Source organism: Flavobacterium sp. SORGH_AS_0622, from assembly GCF_030818825.1.
In the GTDB taxonomy this organism is placed as follows: Bacteria; Bacteroidota; Bacteroidia; order Flavobacteriales; family Flavobacteriaceae; genus Flavobacterium.
The window spans coordinates 1388990-1407272 of record NZ_JAUTAX010000001.1; the positions used below are offsets into that span (position 1 = coordinate 1388990).

The window sequence follows — 18283 nt, forward strand, 5'->3', positions numbered from 1 at the left end:
TGGTATTTGGGTTTTTATTTTAAATTTTCTCTTCGTTTCTTAATAATTCTCTGAAAAGCAGATGGAGTAATTCCAGTTGTGTTTTTAAACTGCGTACTCAAGTGCGCAACACTGGAGTAATTTAGTAAAAAAGCTATTTCTGTCAAACTCATTTCGTTGATAATTATCAACTGTTTTGCTCTTTCGATTTTTTGTAAAATAATAAAGTTTTCAATAGAAGAGTATGTCACTTCTGAGAAAACATTTGATAAATAGCCGTAACTATGATTTAGCTTCTCTGCTAAAAACACAGAACTTTTATAATTATTACTGTCATCCATAAAAACAAGCTCGATAATCGCGTCTTTTATTTTTTGGACTAATACACTTTTTTGATTTTCAACTACTTCAAAACCGCACGGAGTTAATTTATTTTTTAAATTCTCTAGTGCTTCGGCATCAAGATTATCTTCAATCTCAATTTCTCCAAATCCCAGAGTTGTAAAATTAATATTATTTTGTTCCAGGTTTTGTTTTAAATAAAGAGAGCAAATCGTGTTAATGTCAAACTTTATAAATAGTTTCATTTTATGGAAATTTGGTTAAAGATACTTAATTTATTTGGTGTTTTTGCTTAAAAATAGCTTAGAATTACAAGTTGAATGCATTTTAAAATAAAATTTTCAAAAAAATACCGTCTAATATTTTTTACTAGACGGTATTTCCTGATTGAGTTGCAAGGATTTACAAATCAGACAGCATTTGATGGAATTCTTCTTTCGTTTTTCCTAATTTTTGCTGAAGTCTTCCGTACATTTCGTCTTCTTTTCCTTCAGCAAACATCAAATCGTCATCTGTTAATTCAGCATATTTTTGCTTTAATTTTCCTTTTAACTCATTCCAGTTTCCTTTTATCTCGGTAGTATTCATGGTGTCTTTTGTTTGAAATTATTAATAATGTAAAGTTGCAACTTCTAGAAGAGGTTTGCGTTACATTAATTTTTAAGACTGTTGTATAATTTTCATCCCAATTTAATAATTTGAATAACTTAAATTTTAATTACAACTAGAATTAAAAATTAACAATTAACAATTAACAATTAAACCTGATACCTCCTCAAGATCCAAGCCATTTTTTCGTGCTCTTGCAAAAGTCCCGTTACAAAATCTGCAGAACCTGCATCATTTGTTTCATTTTCAAAAACGGGAATATAATCTCTAAATTCTGTTACCAGCTGCTCGTGGTTTTCTAAAAGTTCAGATAACATATGTTTTTGAGAGGCATATTCTTTTGGTGATTCCTTTAAAGTAGAATTTTCAATAAACTCTTTCATAGTACCAATTGTTTTTTCTCCAAGCTGGCTGATGCGTTCTGCAACTTCATCAATGTTAGCTTCTAGGATTCGGTACTGATCTTCAAACAACTTATGTAATTCCATGAAGCTGTTTCCAGAAATGTTCCAGTGAAATTTTCTAGTTTTTACATACAGTGTCATTTCGTTTGATAAAATCGTGGCTAATATAGTGGCGCTTTTTTTTAAATTTTTAGGTGATATTCCGATATTTGGGCTCATACTTGTATGTATTAAAAGGTTTCTTCCAAAGATACTTTTCCAGAACTTGTTTTTTCTTACACAATTTTTGCGAGATGTTACAGGAATTCAATGTCGTAGCTAATTTGGTAAACCAATTATATTATTTGTAATTTTGCCGTACTAGCAAAATACAATATGACTACACAACAACTACACGAACACATTCTTCAGAAAAAATCATTTTTATGCGTTGGTTTAGATCCAAACCTAGCAAAATTACCGCAGCATTTATTAGAAACAGAAGATCCTATTTTTGAATTTAATAAAGCGATAATCGATGCTACACACGATTTAACTGTTGGTTATAAGCCAAATACAGCATTTTTTGAAGCATATGGAATAAAAGGATGGATGTCTTTGCAGAAAACAATTAATTACATCAACGAAAATTATCCTGAAATATTTACGATCGCCGATGCAAAACGCGGAGATATCGGGAATACTTCAAGTATGTATGCAAAAGCTTTTTTTGAAGATTTAAATTTTGATAGTGTAACCGTTGCACCATATATGGGAAAAGATTCTGTTGAACCTTTTTTGGCTTTCGAAAACAAGCACACTATAATGTTAGCTTTAACATCAAATGAAGGTGCTTTCGATTTTCAGACTTTAACCACAAACGGAAAAGAATTGTACAAACAAGTTTTGGAAACTTCTAAAACGTGGAAAAACAGCGAAAACTTAATGTATGTTGTAGGCGCAACAAAAGCAGAATATTTTACAGAAATTAGAAAAATTGTTCCAGACAGCTTTTTACTAGTTCCTGGAATTGGCGCTCAAGGTGGAAGTTTGTCAGAAGTTTGCAAATACGGAATGAATGATAAAATTGGTCTTTTGGTAAATTCTGCAAGAGCAATTATTTACGCTTCAAACGGAACTGACTTTGCAGAAAAGGCTAGGGAAGAAGCTTTGAAAGTACAGCAGGAAATGGAAGGGATTATTAATACAAAGTTTCAGGTTTAAGGTTTCAAGTTTATTACTTTGAACATAATTTTATCGCAAAGTCGCAACGCTTTATTTACAAAGCTTTGCGAACTTTGTGTTTTTATACAAAACCTAGTAAATGTAAAACCTTTGCGTTATTTGCGTTAAAACCGATCCAATTAACTTCAAACAAATAAAACTTGAAACATGAAACAACTTAAAGACCAGCTGGGCACTTTACATTCTTTTGAATCAGCTCCCAAGCGTATAATTTCTTTAGTTCCTTCTCAAACCGAATTATTATACGATCTAGGTTTAGAAGATAAAATTATCGGAATTACGAAGTTTTGTGTACATCCGTTTCATTTTAAGTCGACTAAAAAGATTGTTGGAGGAACAAAGAAAATTCACTTCGAGAAAATAAATCTTTTGCAGCCTGATATTATCATTTGCAATAAAGAAGAAAACACAGAAGAAATTGTAAATCAGTTACAGGAAATTTGTCCGGTTTGGGTTACGAATATTGTTTCTATTGAAGATAACTTTCAGATGATTTCAGATTTCGGGCAATTGTTCAATTGCAGAACCGAAGCACAAAAATGGAATGATAAACTGACTTTTGCTTTAAGTGATTTTAAGAATTACATAAAAGACATCCCGTCTAAAAAAGCAGCTTATTTCATTTGGAAAAATCCATATATGGTTGCTGGAAACGATACTTATATAAATGAATTATTAAAACTGAATCATTTTACAAATATATACGAAGATAAAGGACGTTATCCAGAAATTGAATTAAAGAAGATGCGTTTAGAAGGAGATCCAGATATTGTTTTCCTTTCTTCAGAACCGTATCCTTTTAAAGAAGAGGATGCTTTTGAAATTGGGAGATTTACACATCATGCCAAGACTATTTTTGTCGACGGCGAAATGTTCTCTTGGCACGGAAGCCGATTATTTAAGGCTTTTGCTTATTTCAAATTACTACACGAAAGGTTGAAGAATTAGCTTTGCAGTTTTTTGTTGGATCGTGATTTTAACGCAAAGAACGCAAAGATTCTTTTTATGCAAGGTTTATAGAAAACATAAAGTTTACAAAGGTTTGTATTATAGCTTTGCGAACTTTGCGAAAAAACCTTTGAGCTCTTTGTGGTAAAAATTATGCTCAAATTATAAATAACCTGTAACGAAAATCTATAAAAAAAGAATGCCGGCATCTCGAAGACGCCGGCATCATTTAACTAACCAAAACCAAAATAATAAATAACCAGTTTATTACATTACAAATGTCCGACATATATCAATCTTATGCTGTTAAGGTTTTGTTATTACTTTGTTGAGCATAAGTTAAGATTTATAAAATCATTGTTTTGAGCTTTCTGCAGCATAAAATAATTTTTAATTATTTAAATATAATAACTATCAAATTTGTTTATTAATTCAGTTGGTTTTGATTTAATATAATGATAAAATATTAGAAATCAGAAAAATACATTTAAAGTAAAATTAACAACTGCTTGTAAAAAGCTGTTTTTCAACCTGTCAAAATACATACAATGAGGTTTTTTGAGGTTGTTTTTAAAAGATGAAGAGTTATTAAAATATAAAAACCCGACAGCGTTATAAACTGTCGGGTTTTTATTTTGTTTTATTAAATCTCAGAATTTCATGCTTAAGAAAAAACTACTGTTTTATTGCTGTAAACCATTGTTTTTCTTTCTGCATGCAATTTAATTGCCCTTGCTAAAACAATTCTTTCTAGATCGCGTCCTTTCATGATAAAATCTTCTACCGAATGAATGTGAGAAACCCTTGCAATATCTTGTTCAATAATCGGACCTTCGTCTAGTTCTTCTGTAACATAGTGACTTGTTGCACCAATAATTTTTACACCGCGTTTAAATGCCGAATGATACGGTTTCGCTCCTGGAAAAGCAGGTAAAAACGAATGATGAATATTGATAATTTTATTTTCGTAAAGCGAAATCAATTTTGGAGTTACAATCTGCATGTAACGGGCCAAAACAATAAAATTGATTTCATATCTTTTTAATAGCTCAATTTGTCTTGCTTCACCTTCTTCTTTATTCTCTTTGGTAAAAGGCACATAGTGAAACGGAATATCAAAACGTTCGGCAATTGACCTTAAATCATTATGATTACTAATGATAAGCGGAATTTCGACATTTAGTTCTCCAGCACTGTAACGACCTAAAATATCAAATAAACAATGATCATATTTAGAAACAAATAACGCCATTTTGGGTTTTTGCTCCTGGCTGTACAAATCCCAAGACATATTAAATTTGACAGCGAGAGTTTTATCAAAATCTTCTTTTAAACTTTCAATAGTAATTTGCGGATTGGTAAATTCACATTCCAATCGCATAAAAAATACATTTTGCTCTACATCAACATGCTGATCAATATAGGTAATATTTCCTTCTACTTTAGCAATAAAAGTAGTCACAGAGGCGATAATATTCTTTTGATCTCCACAATGAATGAGTATTGTTATTTTTTGCATTTTGGTATTTAATTTTGGTTAGTGACAAGTTGCAAAGGTCCAAAGTTGCAAAGGCTGCTTTGTATCTTTGGACCTTTGTAACTTCAGAAAAAATTATTTTCCGTCCTGCATTGCAAATACACTTTTTAATAAAGGAGTTGTTCTTGCACTTATATTATTACGGATTTCTTTTTCTTCTACAGCAATCATTTTAAAAACTCCAGATAAAGCTTGAGTTGTTGTATAGTCAGTCAAATCTGGATTTACTTTTTTAACTAATGGAATCGTGTTGTATTTGTTTATGATTTTTGTCCAAACAACATCAGCGCCTACTTTTTCGAAAGAACTTTTAATCACAGGATTAAATTTTCCATATAATGCTGAAGTCGTACTTCCTTGCAAATAGCTTGTAGCAGCGCTGTCGTTTCCTAGTAAAATATTTTTAGCGTCTGTAAAAGACATATTTTTTACGGCCGAAACAAATATTGGCGTAGCTTCTTTCACTGCATCTTCTGCAGCACGGTTCAGCATTTTTATTCCTTCATCTGCAAGAGAGCTTAAACCTACTTTTCTTAGAGTAGCATCTACTTTTTGTAATTCTTGCGGCATTAAAATTTTTACAGCTTCATTTTTATAAAAACCATCTACTGCAGTTAATTTACTTACTTGTTGGGTAATTCCTTTGTTTAAAGCTTCTTTTAAACCCGAAGCAATGTCTACACCACCAACTCCAGGAATCTGGGATGATATTTGAGGTAATTGATTTAAGGTCTGTTGTACCTGCGCACAAGACGTAAGAGAAAATGTAACGGCTAATAATAAAATCTTTTTCATTTGTTGGGGATTATTAAGTTTCAAAAATACTACTTATTCAAAAATAAAGCCATAAAAATATTCTGGGAGGGTAAACAATTTGTTTGATAAATAACACTTGCTTGATAATTTATTTTCAATATGGATTCATTCCTTCTTTTATTGACCTTAAATAAAAAAATCATCTCATAAAAATATAAGATGATTTTGAGTTTTTTGTTGCGCTATTTTTTAACGATTACTAAAAGCAATTTCTTCTAAAGCTTTTGGATTACTGATAGCTTTACTCACTTCTTGTTTTTTCATATCGTCATTATCTCCTGTTCCAGTACTTAAAGTAAGCTCTTTCGGGATTGCAGGTTTTTTATCAAAAATGGTAGAATAAAGTAAAACCGCCTGAAGAAATCCGCCATCGTTTAAAAGATGAAGTGTATTTTCTCCAAAACGTAAATTATCTTTATTTGCAACTAAATATTTATAATCATTTTTTCCATTGTATGCATCATTAACAGCGTCACCAACTCTTAATAATCCTGCGTTTTTTGTAGCTTCTGTAATTGAAATAGCATTTTTGCGCATTTCATCATAATACTCTTTGTATTCAGATTCTGTAAAAGGTAATGGAGACATTCCTTCGTAAATATAAATGGCAACGTCAGGACTGTTTTTGCGAATTTTATCTACAATCATTTTAACATTAGCTGCGTATTTATCTGGTTCCGCAAGCGCAACAGGTGTTGACTCCTGAATGATTACATAATCGTAATAATTACCATCTTTATCTGTCTTAGCAAAATTCTCTTCAGCTTCAGTTTTATGATCGTCATAAATTTTGTCAATAGAAACTCCCATTGTAACTAATTGATCAATATTCATGGGTTGATTATTGGCTTTACAAATTTCATCAAATAAAATTGGAGCGCTTACAAAATATTCTGTGTGGCTGTTTCCTATAAATAATATTCGTGGAGAACTTTCGGCTTTTGGAGCTTTAGGATGTGTAATTTCTGAACTTGAATTCTCCCCTGAATTTGATTTGTTGTTGCAAGCAGAAAAAAGAATCGCAGCAACACCCAAAAATAAAATGTGTTTTTTCATTGTGAGTAATTAATTATGAGATTTAAAATGGCAGCAAATCTCTTTTTAATCAATCACAATTATCACCCTAATAAGTTTTTAAAATACTAGTTTAGGACAAACTTTTTTAGAGAAAATATCATCATATGAAAAGCTTTTCATCGATTACTAAAAGCAATTTCTTCTAAAGCTTTTGGATTACTGATGGCTTTATAGACTTCTTGTTTTCGCATATGATCAGTATCACTTGTTCCTGTACTAAGAATAAGTTTTTTAGGAATAATTGGTTTTTCATCGAAAATAGAACTGTATAATAAAACGGCCTGCAAAAATCCGCCATCATTTAAAAAATGCAGTGTTTCTCTTCCGAAGCGAAGACGATCCTTATTGTCTTTTAGGTATTGGTAACCACTTTTACCATTGTAAGCATCTTTAACTGCGTCACCAATTCTCAATAAACCTGCATTTTTTAAAAATGCTGCCGCTCCCATCGCATTTTTACGTAGTTCGTTATAGTAATTGTTATAGTTGGAGTCTGTGTAAGGTACTGGAGACATTGCTTGGTATACATATATAGCAGCATCTGGACTGTTTGTATGTATTTTTTCAACAATAAATTTTAAATTATTTTTATACTTCTCAGGATCGTTTAATGCAATTGGTGTTGCTTCTTGAAGCACAACATAATCGTAGTAATTTCCATCTTTATCTATATTAGAAAAATTTTGGTTGGCTTCCGTTTTATTGGTGTAGTAGACTTTGTCAAGAGGAACACCCATTGTCACTAACTGCTGTACATTAATATGCTGCTGATTGGCATTGCATAGTTCTTGAAATAATGTTGAAGTGCTGATAAAATATTCTAATTGGCTGTTGCCCATAAATAAAATACGCGGAGGACCAACAGCTTTAGGCGCTTTAGGTCTGGGAATATTATGGGCTCCAATAAAACTTTCAGGTGTTTTTGAATTATTGCAGCCAGAAATTAGCAGTAATATTGCAGTAAATAGAAAAAAGTATTTTTTCACTGTGATTTAATTAAAAAAAAATTTCGGCAAATCTCTTTTTAAATAAAACCACTTTTAGCCCTTATATGCTTTTAAAGTATCATTTTAAGACAATATTAAAGTGAGCGTATTTATTAAATAGTAAACTCAGGATTGTAAACTGGATTATTTTTATTCAATTCTGCCAGAATGATTTGGGTATAATCTTTTCCTCCTTTAATTAAGAAATAAAAAGATTTAATGACATAAACTGGCCCCCACGGGAAAGCTTTCCAGCCTAAGGCTAAATTTTTAAAGAAATGTTTTAAGGCATATTTAAAAGTTTTTTCTTCTGGGCGAACAAAATAAATATTTGAGCCTTTAAATTTTTTCATCAGTTTTGAAATAGTATTAGGAAAAATCACAAATCTTCCGCCTTGCTGCACTAATACATTTATCTCAAACATTGTTAGACCTTCGATATTATTTGTTTTCATAATAATTAGTTTTAAGTATTATAAAATTAGTGGTATAATTACAGGGCAAAATTCGTGAAGTCTATAGAAGTAAATTGCCTCTAAAAGCTTTAATAGTAATAACTTAAGTTTTTTTTTGGTTACTAAAAAAGACTAAAAAAGAGAGAAACTATCAAAAAATGATAACTTCTCTCTAAAATTTAATAGAATTTATATTATTGAGCTACAACAGCATTTTCGCCAGTTAACTCTTTGTCTTTTTCATAAACATCCTGGAAGAAACCAATTTCACCATTTTCATTTACTAATGAAGTAAAATAGGTAATGTAAATGGGTACTTTTTTAGTCAATTTAAAACTATTTTCTGTTTTTCCAGCCATAGCTTTATCAATTTTTGCAGGTGTCCATTCTGGATAATCTTTAAGCATTGCAACAGCCAATTCTTTTGCCATTTTTACATTTATACAACCGTGGCTGAAAGTTCTTTTTTCAAAATCGAATAAAGTTTTAGATGGCGTATCGTGCATGTAAATATCGTCTTGGTTTGGAAACATAAATTTCACTAACCCTAAAGAGTTATCTGGTCCTGGTTTTTGTCTCACCTGGCCATTTACCATTTCCATATTTTTTTCTGCAAGATAATTAGGATCTGCAGCAATTTTAGATTTCAATTCGTTTTGTACAATACTTTGAGGAACTGTCCAATACGGGCTAAAAACGATTCTGTCAATTTCTCCATTAAAAATAGTTGTTTTAGTTAAAGGTGCTCCAACAAACACACTGGAAGTCAATTCTACTTTTCCATTTTTAACATAAACCAATTCAAAAGAAGGAACATTTACTAAAACATATTCATCGCTTGCGGCAATTTGAGCAGCAATAGCTCGGCATCTTTCCATGTTTAATTTCAAAGTCTCCACTCTGTCAGACAGCGGAATATTCATTTCATTAATATGCTCTTCTGCAAGAATATAGTTAGGTTTAAATCCGTTACGAACTTTGTATTTCATCACAGCATCCATTAATTCACGATCGTACACGTTGCTTTTAGAATCACTTTTTAAATCTCCTAATAAATACAAACGGGTTCTAACTTGAGCGATAGTGCTCGAAACAGCATCTGGACGTAACTCTTTATAAGGTGTTTCTTCTGGAACAATTGGTTTCCATTTATTTGATCGTTCTAATCTTTTGTATTTTTTTAGAACGTCTTGTAATTTATAATATTGGTCATATTCTACTTTAACGTCTTCTGTTGTTGTTGAAGCAGTAGCTTCTTCGATAGTACTGTAGTTTAAGAAATCTTTCAACATTGCGTCATAAGACAATTTTTTCTTGTCTGCATTACTTTTTTTAGTATACAATACATATAAGGAACTTAAAAGCATATCGGCATCTGTTTTAGATAGCTTTGTTTCAGATGATCGGTCAAAAAGTTGATCAATTTCTTTTTGGTAAGGAATAACTAAATCATTTGTTTTTTTTGCTTTTTCATACAAAACAGTTCCAAATTCGTTGATATCATCTTCGTCAAACCAAATAGTTCCTAGAGTTCTGTTTTTGTACAATGACATTACATCAGATTTGTATTTTTTCAAATCAGAATATCTTTTAAAGAAGTCATTGGAAACTTTATCGTTTACATCATCATTGTTGTAAACAACCAAAGCGTTTGATGTTTTTTTATCTGAAAGAGTGTTTTTTTCAATTCTATTAAAAGAAGATATAAAGAAACTCAAACCTAAAATTACGGCGAATGAATAATATGTTTTCATTTTTTAAATTTTTACGTTATTACTTTTTATGTTAAGTTGTTTGGTAAAAATTTGGGGCTTTTCTACAATGCTAAATTACTCTAGAACGTCTTGTAACATGTTTCCTGATTTTGTTTAAATGTTGCGAAATTGCCATGTCTTTAAGCTTTCTTTAACTATATCAATTAGTTACGTAAAATGTTACCCTTTTGGATTGCGAAATCGATTTATTTTTGTTAAGATAAGCTTATAGTAGGGATCGAATATTAAAATATTTTGTAAATTGCCCTCATAAAATTATCATATTCATAAAATGGAACAACAAATACCATATATTCCTAAAAATAAAGTAAGAATTGTCACTGCTGCTTCACTTTTCGACGGACATGATGCCGCTATAAACATTATGCGTCGTATTATTCAGTCAACAGGAGTTGAAGTAATTCACCTTGGCCACGACAGAAGCGTTGAAGAAGTGGTAAATACCGCCATTCAGGAAGATGCCAATGCTATTGCTATGACATCTTACCAAGGCGGGCACAATGAATACTTTAAATATATGTATGATCTGCTGCATGAAAAAGGAGCGGGGCATATCAAAATATTCGGCGGCGGCGGCGGTGTAATTCTGCCAAGCGAAATTGCCGAATTGCATGAATATGGTATTACTAGAATTTATTCTCCAGACGACGGACGTTCTTTAGGTTTGCAGGGAATGATTAATGACTTGGTTGAACGTTCTGATTTTCCTATCGGAGATCAATTGAATGGGGAAGTAGATCACATCGAAAATAAAGTTCCTACAGCCATCGCACGTTTGATTTCTGCTGCAGAAAATTTCCCAGAAATTGCAAAACCTGTTTTTGATAAAATTCACGAAAGCAATGCGAGTTCTAAAATTCCAGTTTTAGGAATCACAGGAACTGGTGGAGCAGGAAAATCATCTTTGGTTGATGAACTGGTTCGCCGTTTTTTAATTGATTTTCCAGAAAAAACAATCGGATTAATTTCTGTCGACCCTTCTAAGAGAAAAACTGGAGGAGCACTTTTAGGAGACAGAATCCGTATGAATGCTATAAATAATCCTCGTGTTTATATGCGTTCGCTGGCAACTCGCCAGTCGAATTTGGCTTTGTCTAAATATGTAGCCGAGGCGATTCAGGTTTTGAAAGCCGCAAAATACGATTTGATTATTTTGGAAACTTCGGGTATTGGTCAGTCTGATACTGAAATTATGGATTATTCTGATGTATCCTTATATGTAATGACACCAGAATTTGGAGCCGCAACACAATTGGAAAAAATCGACATGCTTGATTTTGCCGATTTAGTAGCTTTAAACAAATTTGATAAACGCGGCGCGCTTGATGCTTTGCGAGATGTAAAAAAACAATATCAAAGAAACCATAATCTTTGGGATAAAAATCCTGATGAAATGCCGGTTTTCGGAACAATCGCTTCTCAGTTTAACGATCCAGGAATGAACACGCTTTACAAAGCGATTATGGATAAAGTGGTGGAGAAAACCGATTCTGATTTGAAATCGACTTTTGAAATCACCAAAGAAATGAGCGAGAAGATCTTCGTGATTCCGCCGGGAAGAACACGTTATTTATCTGAAATTGCAGAGAATAACAGAAGTTATGATGAAATCGCACTTTCGCAGCAAAAAGTAGCTCAGAAATTATACGGAATTTTCAAAACCATCGAATCGGTTTCTGGGAAAGTGCCGCAGATCACAAAAGCAGGAATTGACGATTCGACTGTTTTAACTGCAGGATTTCAAGAACACGACGAAAATAGAATCTTTTTAAATCTTTTACTGAATCAATTCGATAAAGTAAAAATGGACTTAGATCCTTACAATTGGGAAATTATCCTGAGTTGGGACGAAAAAGTAGCTAAATACAAAAATCCAGTTTATAGTTTTAAAGTTCGTGATAAAGAAATCAAGATTGCCACGCATTCTGAAAGTTTATCGCATTTACAGATTCCGAAAATTGCTTTGCCGAAATACGAAGGCTGGGGCGATATTCTGCGTTGGAATTTACAGGAAAATGTTCCTGGTGAATTTCCGTTTGCTTCGGGATTATATCCGTTTAAACGTGAAGGCGAAGACCCGTCGAGAATGTTTGCGGGCGAGGGCGGACCAGAAAGAACCAATAAACGTTTTCATTATGTGAGTGCGGGAATGCCTGCAAAACGTCTTTCGACTGCTTTTGACAGCGTTACGTTATACGGAAATGATCCAGATTTACGTCCAGATATTTATGGAAAAATAGGAAATGCAGGAGTTTCAATCTGCTGTTTGGATGATGCCAAAAAACTATATTCAGGTTTTGATTTGGTTCATGCTTTAACTTCGGTAAGTATGACCATCAACGGACCAGCACCTATGCTGTTAGGTTTCTTTATGAATGCCGCAATCGATCAGCAATGCGAATTGTACATCAAGGCCAACGAATTAGAAAAAGAAGTTGAAGCTAAAATCAACAAAATATATAAAGACAAAGGAATCGAAAGACCAAAATACCAAGGCGATCTACCAGAAGGAAACAATGGTTTAGGATTAATGCTTTTGGGCGTTACGGGAGATCAGGTTTTACCTTTGGAAGTTTATAACGAAATAAAAGCCAAAACTTTATCGCAAGTTCGTGGAACGGTTCAAGCCGATATTTTAAAAGAAGATCAGGCGCAAAACACTTGTATTTTCTCAACAGAATTTGCGCTGCGATTAATGGGTGACGTTCAGGAATATTTTATTACTAAAAACGTTCGTAATTTCTATTCGGTTTCGATTTCAGGATATCATATTGCAGAGGCGGGAGCAAACCCGATTACGCAATTGGCTTTCACGCTTTCAAATGGTTTCACTTACGTGGAATATTATTTGAGCCGTGGCATGAACATCAATGATTTTGGACCAAATTTATCATTCTTCTTCTCCAACGGAGTAGATCCGGAATATTCTGTAATTGGTCGTGTGGCACGTAAAATTTGGGCAAAAGCCATGAAAAACAAATACGGAGCCAACGAAAGAGCACAAATGCTGAAATATCATATTCAAACTTCTGGACGTTCGTTACACGCACAGGAAATTGATTTTAATGATATTAGAACAACTTTACAGGCTTTATACGCCATTTACGACAACTGTAATTCATTGCACACCAATGCTTACGACGAAGCGATTACAACACCAACAGAAGAATCTGTACGTCGTGCCATGGCAATTCAGCTGATTATTAATAAAGAATTAGGTTTGGCGAAAAACGAAAACCCAATTCAAGGTTCGTTCATCATTGAAGAATTAACCGATTTAGTGGAAGCTGCCGTTCTACAAGAATTCGACAGAATTACAGAAAGAGGCGGAGTTCTAGGCGCAATGGAAACGATGTACCAACGTTCTAAAATTCAGGAAGAAAGTTTGTATTACGAAACCTTAAAACACAACGGAGATTTCCCAATTGTGGGTGTAAATACTTTCTTGAGTTCAAAAGGTTCGCCAACAGTAATTCCGGCAGAAGTTATTCGTGCAACCGAAGAAGAAAAACAATATCAGATTACGATGCTGGATAACTTACATCAATTCCACGAAGCAAAAGTAAACGAGCATTTAAATACGTTACAGCAAGCCGCTATTAAAAACGAAAACTTATTCGATCATTTAATGGAAGCTACAAAGGTTTGTTCTTTAGGTCAGATTACTTCGGCGTTGTTTGAGGTTGGTGGGCAGTATAGAAGGAATATGTAATTTTTTTTAATTTTTAATGATATGGAAAATCCTCTCAAGATTTTTTTGAGAGGTTTTTTTGTTTTATAAAGAGAAAATTTAAGTTATTAATGATTTAAAGAAAAATACTATATTTAAATCAAAAAACAGATGGATATTTTAATAGTATTTATTACTGGTTTGGTTCCAACATTGATTGCGCTTTGGCTGAATGAGAGGGTGAAAGCTAGTGTGCAAAATTCTTTCAACAAGCGACTAGAAGAATTGAAAAAAGAACATTCAAAAGAACTTTCTCAATTCCAATCTGAACTTAATTATTTGAAATCAAAAGAAAGTTTTAAGTTTACTAAACTTCATGAAAAGCGATTTGAAGTGATGGCAGAAACTTATAAATATTTAACTGATGTTTTGATTAAGTTAAGACTTTATGTAGCTCCATTGAAAAGTGGCCTTAATAATGAAACGGCTGAAGAAATTAATCATAAACAATCTAGTGATTATCATGACGCTCATAATAAATTTCATGAGTATTATAGTTTTAATAAAATTTATTTCAATGATGAAATAGAAGAATTGTTAGAAAAATATTTGGCTTCTTCATTAGAGATTTCTAATCAGCATTTTCAAAAAGAGTATCTAGGTAGAGAAGGAACTTTTTGTAATACTAAAGTCTACATTTCGGATGGAACTGCATATGAAAAAGTTCGAGAATTAATAGAGCCAATTCAATTTGAAATAAAAAATAAATTTCGTGAACTTTTAGGAGAATGAAACATTAAATTAATTACTAAATGAATTATCAAGATTATCTTTATCAAATAATTGGATTTATTGGAATACCTGCATTATTTACATTGTATCTAACTGAAAGAGTTAAAGCAAGTATTAAAAGTGCATTTGACAATAAGCTCGAACAAGTAAAAAAAGAAAACGCAAAAGAAGTTGAAGCAATTAAAAAAGAGCATTCAAAAGAAATTTCGCAATTCCAATCTGAGCTAAACTACATTAAATCAAAAGAGAGTTTCAAATTTACTAAATTACACGAAATTCGGCTTAAAGTTTTAGCAAAAACTCATCAACTTCTAAATGAAAATTTAGCGTTACTACAAGATTATACTTCCCCTATTAAATATACTCCGGAGGGAAAAACTTTTGAAGAGAGTGAAAAAGAATTTAGTTTAAGATATAAAGAAGCACACAATAAATTTATAAGATATTTTAATCATAATGCTATTTATTTTTCTGCAGAAATGGAAGAATTAATACTAAACTATGTTTCTAATTCATCTAAAATATTTGATACCTACGATTTAAAACTGCGCTATCCAAAAAGCGAAGCAAAAATATTGCAAGAAGCCTATATGGTTTATAAAAAAATCCCTGAGATAATTTATCCATTAAAAAAACAAATTGAATTTAAGTTTCGAGAACTTTTAGGAGAATAATTTGATCGAAAAAAAATCTTTTCAAAAGAATTATAATATTTGCTATGGACGAAATAAATAGGCTTATTAAAATATCAAAAAAAATACAATTTTTAGCATACTTTCTATTTGTATTTATTTGGGGAGAAGTTGTTTTCTATTTTACAAATTATTCTTCGCCAGGAGAATTATTTTACAAAGAATATGGTGTTAATGGCATTTCACTCTATCTGGGTGGTATTTTGATATTTGTTATTTTACTTTCAGTACAATCGAAAAGAATTAGTGATATTGCTGATCAGATAAAGAGATCTAAATTAAAAAAAGAGTGTTGAAATTAAAGCAGCATGAATATCCAGCTCATAAACCCAAAATTTTTCCTCTTCAATTTGTCATTTTGACGTAGGAGAAATCCTCTCAAGTAGCTACGTACAGAATGTCGCCAATCTTTGTGGAGTTACTTGCGAAGATTTCTCCTCCGTCGAAATGACAAGATTGCGTAAAAACTTTGCGACTTAGCTCCCGATAACTATGGGGATTGCGAGATTTTTTAGCATTAGAACTTTCACCTCGTTTTGCAAATAAAAATCAATCAACAATCTCCCCAACACACCCCAAAAACTCCATTTCATCCATAGGAAACATATGCAGAATCGTTTCCAAAATCAGACTCACATTAATAGTCGCACTTTTATCTTTCTTAGAAAAATTATGCATGTCATTATCAAGTGCCAGAATACACAATTTCAGTAAATCGGTAATAAGACAGCCGAGTTCTAAATAATTTACTACTTTAAATTGTGCGGTATAAGAATTGGCTTCATTGGTTGGTTTTAGCGTTGTAAAATACTGAGCGGTTAATTTTTGTAGCTTTTGTAAAGTTTCAGTTGCATTGTTTTCCATAAGGCGTATATTTTAATTGGTCTACAATTTGGCTTTTATAAAATTTGTATAAGAAAAATTGTACTTTTGTTTGATTCGGCGAAGGAAGAAATAGATTTTGCTGTACGAAATCATTTTTTGCTGTATCGCACGGCGTAAAATCTGTTTTTTACATTTTACCAATTTTGACACTTTATTATTATCTTTGAATTATGAGCACACTAACAAAACCAAATCATATAGGGCGAAAAATAAGCCGTATTCGTGAACTGCGAGATATGAAACAAGAAGCTTTGGCGCAGGCGTTAGGAACAAACCAACAAGCAATTTCGGCTATGGAAAACAGCGAAACGATAGAAGAAGAAAGACTTGTTGAGGTGGCAAAAGCACTTGGTGTAACGGTTGAGGCCATTAAGAATTTTTCAGACGAAGCAGCAATTAATTATTTTAATAGTTTTAATGATGCTGTTCATAATAGTCACTTTGGGAATAATAATAATTGCACTTTCAATCCATTAGATAAATTAATGGAAACTGTCGAAGAGAATAAAAAGCTTTACGAACGTTTGCTGAAAGCGGAACAAAATAAAATCGAATATTTAGAGAAACTATTAAAAAATAAATAATCTTCTTAAATATTTATTCATAAAAAAAGCACCAGCCAATGACTGATGCTTTTTAACTTTTTGGGCAAAAAGAGTGATTAACGGCGGAATCCTGGGCTATGATTAGCAGATTCGTCTAGTTTCACTGCTTTTACCTTTTTTGTAGCAACTTTAATTTCGTGTTTCGCAACTTTGTCGTTTGCTTTCACTTCTAGAACATAAGTTCCTGCTGGAAAACTTTCTAAACTAATTGTTTTTGAAACTTCCAATTTATTTGCTGCAGCGTCTCCTGCATAAAGTAAATTGTGATTCTCGTCGTAGATCGAGAAAGATGAATTCTCAACAGTGTCTAAAGTAAAGCTAACTACTTTTCCGTTTCCTGTTTTGATGTTTAAAATAAAATCACCTTTCCCATCAATGGCATAGGTAAACACAGTCGCTAAAAAAAAGGCAGCAACTAAACCGGCTTTGGTAAATTTTGTCATGTTTTTTTTAATTGTTAATTACTAAATGTGGAACGCGTAAAACTACAAATACAAATTTAATTTTTAGCAAAATTTTAGCATTTTTCGATGCTTAAGTTGCTGAATTGTAATCAGATCTGTGTTTTGTTTGAACTATGTACGTAATTACTGGGCTCGCGGATTACTTTTTTTATGTTTTTTTTTAATGCTTGAAAATCAAACATTTGAATTAATAAGAATATTTTTTCAGAAAGAAATTAGTGTGAAAATTACATTTATATTTTAACGCAAAAAAAACAGCTCCGTAACCAACCGCGAGCTGTTTTTCTTCTTCAACAATAAAATATTCTAATTTTTTCTAACCTTATTTTATACCTGTAAAAAATATAAAATATTAACGTGTTGCAACGCTTGTGTTTTTAGCAAAACCTGCTTTGTAAACAGAAGAAATCGCAGTTCTTGATAAAGCTGCATTTTCAGTTATTGTAATTTCGTATTTTGCTTTTTTTACGTTGTCTTCAACTTCTAAGAAATAAGTTCCCTCTGGAAATTCTTCTAGGCTGAAAGTTCTTAAGATTCCTTCTTTACCTGAAGCTGTTTCAGAATAAATAAGTGTCCCATCTTTGTCATAAATAGCTAAATTGGCTTTCTGTACTTTGTTAAGTGCGAAAGTGATCAGTTTTCCATTAGCTTTTAATACGTGAAGATTAAATTCTCCATTTCCGTCAATTGCGTAAGTGCTTATTCCTGTGAATAGCAACGCTGCTACTAAACTCAATTTTGCAATCTTTTTCATGGTACTTAGTTTTTAAATTAATAGTTCTAATTCTCTGATGCTAAATTACTTACGAAATAGATAAAAAAGCGCAACTGTGTTTTCCAATTTCTATGCTATATTCTCATTTACGAAACCGTTATAGGTTAAAACTTGAATTATTTTTAACGTTTTTGTTAATTCGGTTATTTTTATTCAAAGTTTTGCTTGATTTTAAGTTTACAAAGAGCTAAGAATTTATTTACATATAGAATAGTGTGTTTAAACGCAAAGCTCGCAAAGATTTACGC

General features: G+C 32.0%; 19 protein-coding genes. 7 read left to right on the top strand and 12 right to left on the bottom strand.

From position 1 onward, the window contains the following. Positions 1-14: 14 nt before the first annotated feature. From QE431_RS06055 to QE431_RS06065, 3 genes are all read right to left on the bottom strand, one after another. Positions 15-566 (bottom strand): AraC family transcriptional regulator, encoded by a 552-nt coding sequence (locus tag QE431_RS06055; protein ID WP_057118982.1) that lies wholly within the window; start codon positions 564-566, stop codon positions 15-17. A gap of 157 nt (positions 567-723) precedes the next feature. Continuing rightward, positions 724-909, bottom strand: coding sequence for a CsbD family protein (locus QE431_RS06060; RefSeq protein WP_057118980.1), 186 nt, complete (start codon positions 907-909; stop codon positions 724-726). A gap of 170 nt (positions 910-1079) precedes the next feature. Further along, a complete protein-coding gene (locus QE431_RS06065) occupies positions 1080-1553 on the bottom strand; it encodes a Dps family protein (protein WP_057118978.1) in 474 nt (157 codons plus the stop codon). 156 nt (positions 1554-1709) lie between these two features. On the opposite strand from QE431_RS06065, the gene pyrF reads away from it, so the two are divergent. Both pyrF and QE431_RS06075 read left to right on the top strand, forming a co-directional pair. After that, on the top strand, positions 1710-2537 hold the full coding sequence (gene pyrF, locus QE431_RS06070; RefSeq protein ID WP_307293808.1) for an orotidine-5'-phosphate decarboxylase: 828 nt from the start codon (positions 1710-1712) through the stop codon (positions 2535-2537). Between the two features lie 168 nt (positions 2538-2705). Next, the gene (locus QE431_RS06075) at positions 2706-3506 is read left to right on the top strand and encodes an ABC transporter substrate-binding protein (protein ID WP_307293811.1); all 801 of its coding nucleotides are present in this window, start codon (positions 2706-2708) and stop codon (positions 3504-3506) included. Positions 3507-4170: 664 nt separating this feature from the next. On the opposite strand, the gene purU is transcribed toward QE431_RS06075, so the two are convergent. The 6 genes from purU to QE431_RS06105 all read right to left on the bottom strand — a co-directional run bounded on the left by purU (position 4171) and on the right by QE431_RS06105 (position 10131). Further along, a complete protein-coding gene (gene purU, locus QE431_RS06080) occupies positions 4171-5025 on the bottom strand; it encodes a formyltetrahydrofolate deformylase (RefSeq protein ID WP_057118972.1) in 855 nt (284 codons plus the stop codon). A 93-nt stretch (positions 5026-5118) separates the two neighbouring features. After that, positions 5119-5838, bottom strand: a complete 720-nt coding sequence (locus QE431_RS06085; protein ID WP_307293814.1) for a DUF4197 domain-containing protein — start codon at positions 5836-5838, stop codon at positions 5119-5121. A 210-nt stretch (positions 5839-6048) separates the two neighbouring features. Next, positions 6049-6915 carry a hypothetical protein gene (locus QE431_RS06090; RefSeq protein ID WP_307293817.1) on the bottom strand — a complete coding sequence of 289 codons (867 nt, stop codon included), beginning with the start codon at positions 6913-6915 and terminating at the stop codon, positions 6049-6051. A 137-nt stretch (positions 6916-7052) separates the two neighbouring features. Beyond that, complete coding sequence (locus tag QE431_RS06095) at positions 7053-7922, bottom strand: hypothetical protein (protein ID WP_307293819.1); 870 nt, start codon at positions 7920-7922, stop codon at positions 7053-7055. 113 nt (positions 7923-8035) lie between these two features. Next, on the bottom strand, positions 8036-8377 hold the full coding sequence (locus QE431_RS06100) for a hypothetical protein (protein WP_307293822.1): 342 nt from the start codon (positions 8375-8377) through the stop codon (positions 8036-8038). A 194-nt stretch (positions 8378-8571) separates the two neighbouring features. Then, positions 8572-10131: a murein L,D-transpeptidase gene (locus QE431_RS06105; protein WP_307293825.1), complete on the bottom strand. Its 1560-nt coding sequence runs from the start codon at positions 10129-10131 to the stop codon at positions 8572-8574. A gap of 292 nt (positions 10132-10423) precedes the next feature. On the opposite strand from QE431_RS06105, the gene QE431_RS06110 reads away from it, so the two are divergent. The 4 genes from QE431_RS06110 to QE431_RS06125 all read left to right on the top strand — a co-directional run bounded on the left by QE431_RS06110 (position 10424) and on the right by QE431_RS06125 (position 15602). Further along, positions 10424-13864 carry a methylmalonyl-CoA mutase family protein gene (locus QE431_RS06110; protein WP_307293828.1) on the top strand — a complete coding sequence of 1147 codons (3441 nt, stop codon included), beginning with the start codon at positions 10424-10426 and terminating at the stop codon, positions 13862-13864. 129 nt (positions 13865-13993) lie between these two features. Then, on the top strand, positions 13994-14614 hold the full coding sequence (locus QE431_RS06115; RefSeq protein WP_307293832.1) for a hypothetical protein: 621 nt from the start codon (positions 13994-13996) through the stop codon (positions 14612-14614). A gap of 20 nt (positions 14615-14634) precedes the next feature. After that, positions 14635-15288, top strand: coding sequence for a hypothetical protein (locus QE431_RS06120; RefSeq protein ID WP_057118953.1), 654 nt, complete (start codon positions 14635-14637; stop codon positions 15286-15288). 44 nt (positions 15289-15332) lie between these two features. Next, on the top strand, positions 15333-15602 hold the full coding sequence (locus QE431_RS06125; RefSeq protein WP_057118952.1) for a hypothetical protein: 270 nt from the start codon (positions 15333-15335) through the stop codon (positions 15600-15602). A gap of 253 nt (positions 15603-15855) precedes the next feature. Here QE431_RS06125 and QE431_RS06130 read toward each other — a convergent pair whose 3' ends face one another. Beyond that, positions 15856-16170 (bottom strand): hypothetical protein, encoded by a 315-nt coding sequence (locus QE431_RS06130; protein WP_307293836.1) that lies wholly within the window; start codon positions 16168-16170, stop codon positions 15856-15858. 191 nt (positions 16171-16361) lie between these two features. Between QE431_RS06130 and QE431_RS06135 the strand changes: the two genes are divergently transcribed. Continuing rightward, on the top strand, positions 16362-16775 hold the full coding sequence (locus tag QE431_RS06135; protein ID WP_307293838.1) for a helix-turn-helix domain-containing protein: 414 nt from the start codon (positions 16362-16364) through the stop codon (positions 16773-16775). 77 nt (positions 16776-16852) lie between these two features. On the opposite strand, the gene QE431_RS06140 is transcribed toward QE431_RS06135, so the two are convergent. Together QE431_RS06140 and QE431_RS06145 are read right to left on the bottom strand one after the other, a co-directional pair. Then, positions 16853-17239, bottom strand: coding sequence for a secretion protein (locus tag QE431_RS06140; protein WP_307293840.1), 387 nt, complete (start codon positions 17237-17239; stop codon positions 16853-16855). Between the two features lie 373 nt (positions 17240-17612). Further along, complete coding sequence (locus QE431_RS06145; RefSeq protein ID WP_281867861.1) at positions 17613-18014, bottom strand: T9SS type A sorting domain-containing protein; 402 nt, start codon at positions 18012-18014, stop codon at positions 17613-17615. Between the last annotated feature and the right edge of the window lie 269 nt (positions 18015-18283).